This is a genomic window from Streptosporangium sp. NPDC001559, from assembly GCF_042893955.1.
In the GTDB taxonomy this organism is placed as follows: Bacteria; Actinomycetota; Actinomycetes; order Streptosporangiales; family Streptosporangiaceae; genus Streptosporangium.
Window position 1 is genome coordinate 1 of record NZ_JBIAVG010000041.1, and the last position, 5,782, is coordinate 5,782.

At 70.7% G+C, this 5,782-nt stretch carries 6 protein-coding genes and 1 other RNA gene; 4 read left to right on the top strand and 3 right to left on the bottom strand.

Annotation, left to right across the window (positions count from 1 at the left end; all coding sequences use genetic code 11):
* Positions 1-319 precede the first annotated feature (319 nt).
* The 4 genes from ACFYY8_RS41990 to rnpB all read left to right on the top strand — a co-directional run bounded on the left by ACFYY8_RS41990 (position 320) and on the right by rnpB (position 3,649).
* The gene (locus ACFYY8_RS41990; protein WP_390050682.1) at positions 320-1,156 is read left to right on the top strand and encodes a Nif3-like dinuclear metal center hexameric protein; all 837 of its coding nucleotides are present in this window, start codon (positions 320-322) and stop codon (positions 1,154-1,156) included.
* Complete coding sequence (locus tag ACFYY8_RS41995; protein WP_390050683.1) at positions 1,153-1,893, top strand: zinc ribbon domain-containing protein; 741 nt, start codon at positions 1,153-1,155, stop codon at positions 1,891-1,893. The genes ACFYY8_RS41990 and ACFYY8_RS41995 overlap by 4 nt, the downstream gene beginning before the upstream one ends.
* Positions 1,890-3,098, top strand: a complete 1,209-nt coding sequence (locus ACFYY8_RS42000) for a bifunctional RNase H/acid phosphatase (RefSeq protein WP_390050684.1) — start codon at positions 1,890-1,892, stop codon at positions 3,096-3,098. The genes ACFYY8_RS41995 and ACFYY8_RS42000 overlap by 4 nt, the downstream gene beginning before the upstream one ends.
* 162 nt (positions 3,099-3,260) lie before the next feature.
* An RNA gene (gene rnpB, locus ACFYY8_RS42005) (RNase P RNA component class A) lies at positions 3,261-3,649 on the top strand.
* A 77-nt stretch (positions 3,650-3,726) separates the two neighbouring features.
* Here the strand turns inward: rnpB and ACFYY8_RS42010 are convergent.
* From ACFYY8_RS42010 to ACFYY8_RS42020, 3 genes are all read right to left on the bottom strand, one after another.
* Positions 3,727-4,878 carry a tyrosine-type recombinase/integrase gene (locus ACFYY8_RS42010; RefSeq protein ID WP_390050685.1) on the bottom strand — a complete coding sequence of 384 codons (1,152 nt, stop codon included), beginning with the start codon at positions 4,876-4,878 and terminating at the stop codon, positions 3,727-3,729.
* A complete protein-coding gene (locus ACFYY8_RS42015) occupies positions 4,875-5,051 on the bottom strand; it encodes a helix-turn-helix domain-containing protein (protein ID WP_362775360.1) in 177 nt (58 codons plus the stop codon). The genes ACFYY8_RS42010 and ACFYY8_RS42015 overlap by 4 nt, the downstream gene beginning before the upstream one ends.
* A partial coding sequence (locus ACFYY8_RS42020) for a replication initiator (RefSeq protein ID WP_390050686.1) occupies positions 5,048-5,782 on the bottom strand: 735 nt, incomplete at its 5' end. The genes ACFYY8_RS42015 and ACFYY8_RS42020, both read right to left, overlap by 4 nt.

Consider the following 5,782-nt stretch of genomic DNA (forward strand, 5'->3'; position numbering starts at 1 on the left):
GGCGGTCGTCGATGAAGACGGGCAGGACCTGGATGTTCACGCCGCCTTCGTGGAGTTGGGGCAGCCATCGGTCGCGGAAGAAGGAGGCCCATCGGTGGGGCGGCCGCGCGGTGACCGCCATCAACAGGTCGTTGTGGGTGTCGGCGACCACGGAGTCACGGTGGAGATCGGTGGACAAGGGCGGGGTCCTTCCTCACGGGGCCTCACAGGGATCTTGCCCGCCCGACGCTATCGGCGGCATCGGCCCGCTGTCCCGTGGGAGCCGTACGCGGAGGGCGGTGTGGATCACCGGTGGTGGGCGGGCCGGTAGTCTGCGCACGTGCCTACCCTTGCCGACACGGTCGGAGAGCTCGAATCGATCTATGACCCAGCCTGGGCGGAGTCGTGGGACGCCGTCGGACTCGTCTGCGGGGACCCGGCCGCGGAGGTGCGCAGAATTCTGTTCGCGGTCGACCCGACGGCGGCCGTCGCCGCGGAGGCCGTCGAGTGGGGCGCGGACCTGATCGTCACTCACCACCCCCTCTACCTGAGAGGGGTCACCGGCGTCGCCGCCACGACCTACAAGGGCCGTCTGGTCCACACGCTGATCAAGAACGACGTAGCCCTCTTCACCGCCCACACCAACGCCGACGTGGCCGATCCCGGCGTCTCCGACGCCCTGGCCCGCGCCGTCGGGCTGACCGGGCCGCTCACCCCCCTGCTGCCCTCGGCGGGCGACCCCAGGCGCGGCCTCGGCCGCGTCGGCACACTGCCCGTCCCCCTCCCCCTGCGGGAGTTCGCCAGGAGGGCCGCAGAAGGTCTCCCCGGTACGGCGGGCGGGCTGCGGGTCGCGGGAGACCTCGACCGGGAGATCAGCCGCGTCGCGGTCAGCGGAGGATCGGGCGACTCCCTGCTCGGTACGGCCCGCGCCGCCGGAGTCGACGTGTTCCTCACCGCGGACCTGCGCCACCACCCGGCCAGCGAGTTCGTCGAGGAACCCGGAGGACCCGCCCTGATCGACGCCGCCCACTGGGCCACCGAGTGGCCCTGGCTGACCGACGCGGCGCACCGTCTGACGTCAGCCTTGGCCGCGCGGGGGATTACTGTTGAGACGCGCGTCTCCGAGACGGTCACGGACGCCTGGAAGACAACAGCAGAGTGCGAGGAATTGAAGTGAAAGCAGCCCCGGCAGCCCAGAAGCGCCTGCTCGACCTGGCCGAACTCGACTCCGTCGTCGACCGGCTGGCCCATCGCCGCCGTACCCTGCCGGAACTGGCCGAGATCGACGAGCTGTCCACCCGGGTGGCCAGGCTCGCCACCCAGGTGATCGCCGCCGAGACCGAGGCGGGCGACCTGGCCCGTGAGCAGTCGAAGGCCGAGACCGACGTCGACGCGGTCCGGGTACGCGCGGAACGCGACCAGAAGCGCCTCGACTCGGGCCAGATCTCCTCCCCGAAGGACCTGGCCAGCCTCCAGTCCGAGATCGCCTCCCTGCACCGCCGCCAGAGCGACCTCGAGGAGGTCGTCCTGGAGATCATGGAGCGCCGCGAGGCTGCCGACGCCCAGGTCACGAAGCTCTCCGCCGAGCGCGACGAGCTCGCCACCGCGCGCGACGGCGCCCAGGACCGCAGGGACGCGGCCTTCGCCGAGATCGACAAGGAGGCCGGGGAGGTCAAGGGCAAGCGCACCGCGGTCGCCTCCGACATCCCGGCCGACCTGCTCGCCCTCTACGACAAGCTCCGCGAGCAGTTCGGGATCGGCGCCGCGATGCTGCAGGGCGCCCGCTGCCTCGGCTGCCGCACCAGCCTGTCCATCGCCGAGATCAACCGGATCAAGGCCACCTCCCACGACGAGGTCGTCCGCTGTGAGGAGTGCCGCAGGATCCTCGTCCGTACCCCGGAGTCGGGCCTGTGACCTCTTTCGTCGTCGAGGCGGACGGCGGGTCGCGAGGCAATCCGGGACCGGCGGGCTACGGCGCCGTCGTCAAGGACGCCGCCGACGGCCAGATCCTGGTCGAGGTCGCCGACCCCATCGGCACCCAGACCAACAACGTCGCCGAGTACCGCGGGCTGATCGCGGGGCTGAAGGCGCTGCTCGACCTCGCGGGCGACGGCGCCTCCGTCGAGGTACGGATGGACTCCAAGCTGGTCATCGAGCAGATGGCGGGCCGCTGGAAGATCAAGAACGAGGGGCTGCGTCCCCTTGCGACGGAGGCCGCCTCCCTGGCCCGCCGCCTCAGGGTCACCTGGCGGTGGATTCCCAGGGAGAGGAACAAGGACGCCGACCGCCTCGCCAACGAGGCCATGGACGCCGCGGCCAAGGGGGTCCCCTGGCGCTCGTCCATCTCGGCCGCCGCGTCCTCCTCGTCGCAGGGCTCCCTTTTCGACACCGCCGATCCGGCCCCGGCCGTGGCTCCCGCTGTGGCTTCGGAGACGGCCTTGGAAACGGTGGCCGTACCGACCGCTCCCGCGACCGCGGGCACCGGCTGGCGTCCGCCGACCACCACGGCGACCACGCTGCTGCTGCTCAGGCACGGTGAGACCCCCATGTCCGTCGAACGCAGGTTCTCCGGACTCGGCGACCCCGAGCTCACCCCGAACGGCCTCGCCCAGGCGGAGGCCGCCGCGGCCAGGCTGACGCGGGAGCCGTACAACGTGCAGGTGGTCGTCAGCTCCCCACTCAGGCGAGCCCTCGTCACCGCCGAGGCCGTGGCCGCCAGGCTCGGCCTGGACGTCGTCGTCGAACCCGACCTCAGGGAGACCGACTTCGGCGCCTGGGAGGGCCACACGTTCACCGAGATCCAGCGGCACTGGCCGGACGAACTGGCCACATGGCTGGCGGACCCGTCCGCCGCGCCGCCGGGTGGGGAGAGTTTTGGGGATGCGGCGCGGCGGGTCCAGGTGATCGGGGACCGGCTGGTCGAACGCTACGAGGGAAGGACGGTCCTGGCCGTCTCCCACGTCACGCCGATCAAGATGCTGGTGCGGTCCGCGCTGCTCGCTCCCCTCGCCGCGCTGTACCGCATGCACCTCGACCTGGCCGCACTGTCCCTGATCGAGTACTACGCCGACGGGCCCGCCGTGGTGAAGGCGTTCAACGACACCTCACACCTGCGCTGACCCACACCCCTCCCCGGGCGGTACGGCCGGGCGGCCCCGTCGGCGGCCTCCGGTCGCCCCGGTTGCCTGCTCACATCTCACCCCCTCCCACTTGTCGCCCGGTTGGAGACCACTTGGGAACGACGGGCTCCGGGACACCGATAGGCTTTGAAGTACGGCGGACGAGCCGGCCGGGCGGCCGCGTCGGGTCTGTGAGGACCCGCCGAGGAAGGTCCGGGCTCCACAGGGCAGGGTGGTCGGTAACGCCGACCCGGGGTGACCCGCGGGACAGTGCCACAGAAAACAAACCGCCCCCTTCGCGGGGTAAGGGTGAAACGGTGGTGTAAGAGACCACCAGCGCCCACGGTGACGTGGGCGGCTAGGTAAACCCCACCCGGAGCAAGGTCAAGAAGGGACGCTCTCCGGAGCGTCCCGCGCGCGACGTCTGAGGGCTGCCCGCCCGAGCCGCGCGGGTAGACCGCTTGAGGCCGGCGGCAACGCCGGTCCTAGATGGATGGTCGCCCCTTCACCAACGTGAAGGACAAAACCCGGCCTACAGGCCGACTCGTCCGCCTTCTCTGCCTCTGACCTGCGGCGGAGCTCTTGGTTATGGAGCCGGAAGCCCCTAGGGGGCACATCGGGGGCACATTCACCTGGAGCCGAGTGCGGCGGCGAAGGCGTTGCCCAGCGCCGTCCGCGCCCGTTCGGACGCCTCCGGGACCAGATGGCCGTACAGGTCCACGGTCGTGGTGATGGACTCGTGCCCCAGCCACCGGGACACCTCGGAGATCGGCACCCCCTCGGCGAGCGCCGTACTGGCGAAGGTGTGCCGCAGGTCGTGGAACGTCATGTCCACCGGCACCCCGGCCGCGAGGATCGCGGGCTTGAGGATGTCGGCGTTGAAGTAGTCGCGCCGGATCAGGTTGCCGCGCGCCGTCCGGAACAGCGCGTCCTCTGGCTTGTGCCGGTCGATGTGCCCGGCCAGCGCGTCGGCGAGGACGGCCGGGATCGGAACGTCACGGATGGACGCCCGCGTCTTGGGCGGGGCCAGCGTCGGCCGCCGGTCGATCACCACGACCTGCTGGTCCACCGTCAGCATGCCCTCGGCGAAGTCGATCCGGTCGACGGCCAGCCCGAGCGCCTCCCCCTGGCGGAGACCGGCCGTGGCGCCCAGGAGTACCAGCGGCGCGTACTCAGGCCGCATGGCCCGGTAGAGCGCGATCACCTCGGTGGGGGAGAGGAGCCGGATCGTGGTCTTGTCCGGCTCAGGAAGGCGGATGTCGACGCAGGGGGAGCGACGGATCATGCCGTCCCGTACGGCCCCGCGCATGACGCTGGAGAAGATCACGTAGATGGTCTCGACCGTACGCGGGGAAAGCCCCTTCCCGTGCAGCTCCTTGACCCACCTCTGCACGGAGGTGGGCCGTATGGAGACCAGGGGCACCAGACCGAAGACCGGGTTGATGTGGTTCTTCAGGTGCCCCTCGTAGGTCGTCGCGGTCCCGGGCTTGTGCAGCCGCGACGCCATCCAGGTCTGCGCGTACACCTGGAACCTGGTCTGCCCGAGCTTGGGGTCGATCCACTCGCCACGCGGTTCGTCGGCCCGGCGTGTCACGTCGAAGCGGTCGGCGTCGGCCTTTCGCTCGAAGTTGCGCTTGAGCTGCTGCCCCTTCTCGTTCCGGTACCGGACCTGCCAGCGCGTCCCCTGGCCGTGCTTGGCGGTCGGCACGCGCTTGTGCTCAGAGCACTTCGCCTCTCCGGGATCGGGGTGGGACTTGTGCCACCGGTCGTAGACGGTCATGCCTGCTCCCGCACCCAGGCACGCACGTCCTCGGGGAGGTAGCGCAGGTGCTTGCCGACCCGATGGGCGGGCGGCCCGATCCTCCTGCACCGCCACTGGTAGAGGGTCCCGGCCGGTACTCCGAGATAGGCGGCGACCTCGTCCACCGTCCAGAGACGTTCGAGCGTCTTCATGGGCGCCCTCCGGGGTCATCCAGGGGCGCACCGGTCAACGCGGCGAGAAGGAGCGCGTCACCGGCGGACAGGCCCTTGCCCGCGTACTCCCAGTGGGTGATCACGAGGGTGGTGTCCTCGTCGAAGGTGATCTCGTCGGTGCGGACGTGGTCGCGGCGTTCGTCGCGGATGGTGCCCATGGTGGTGGAGTAGTGGCGGGACCGGGTGGAGAAGTGGCCGCGAAAGCCCAGCATGTGGGCCCACTGGGTCAGCCGCAGGTCGGCGTATTCGTCGAGTTCGCCCAGGCGTATGCATTCGGCGATGAGGCGGCGCGGGTGGTCGCGCAGGTCGAAGGCGGTCAGGTCGTCGAGGGGGTTGATGCGCCGGTCGAGGGTGCCGACGCATTCGGCGGCCTTGGTGGCGTACTTGGCGATGTAGCCGGCCACTGCCTGGTCCGACAGTTCACCGTCCATGGTGATCTCGCGGACGTCGAGCTGCCGCCCCCACCGCAGGATGCGGGCGGGTTCGTCGGCGGTGGCGGGGGTGGTCGCGGTGACCGCGTGGGCGGCGTGTCGTACGGCATCAGTCAGCATCTCGGCCGTGGCCCAGGCCGGAGGTAGAGAGGTGGGTCCGTCGGGGCCGTCGAGGCGGATGACAGCGTGGAAGTGCACCACCCCGCGCCGCTGGTACTCGGCGACCTTGGCAAACGAGATCGTGCACTGGGCGCGCAGCTCCCGCAGTGTCAGGCCTGC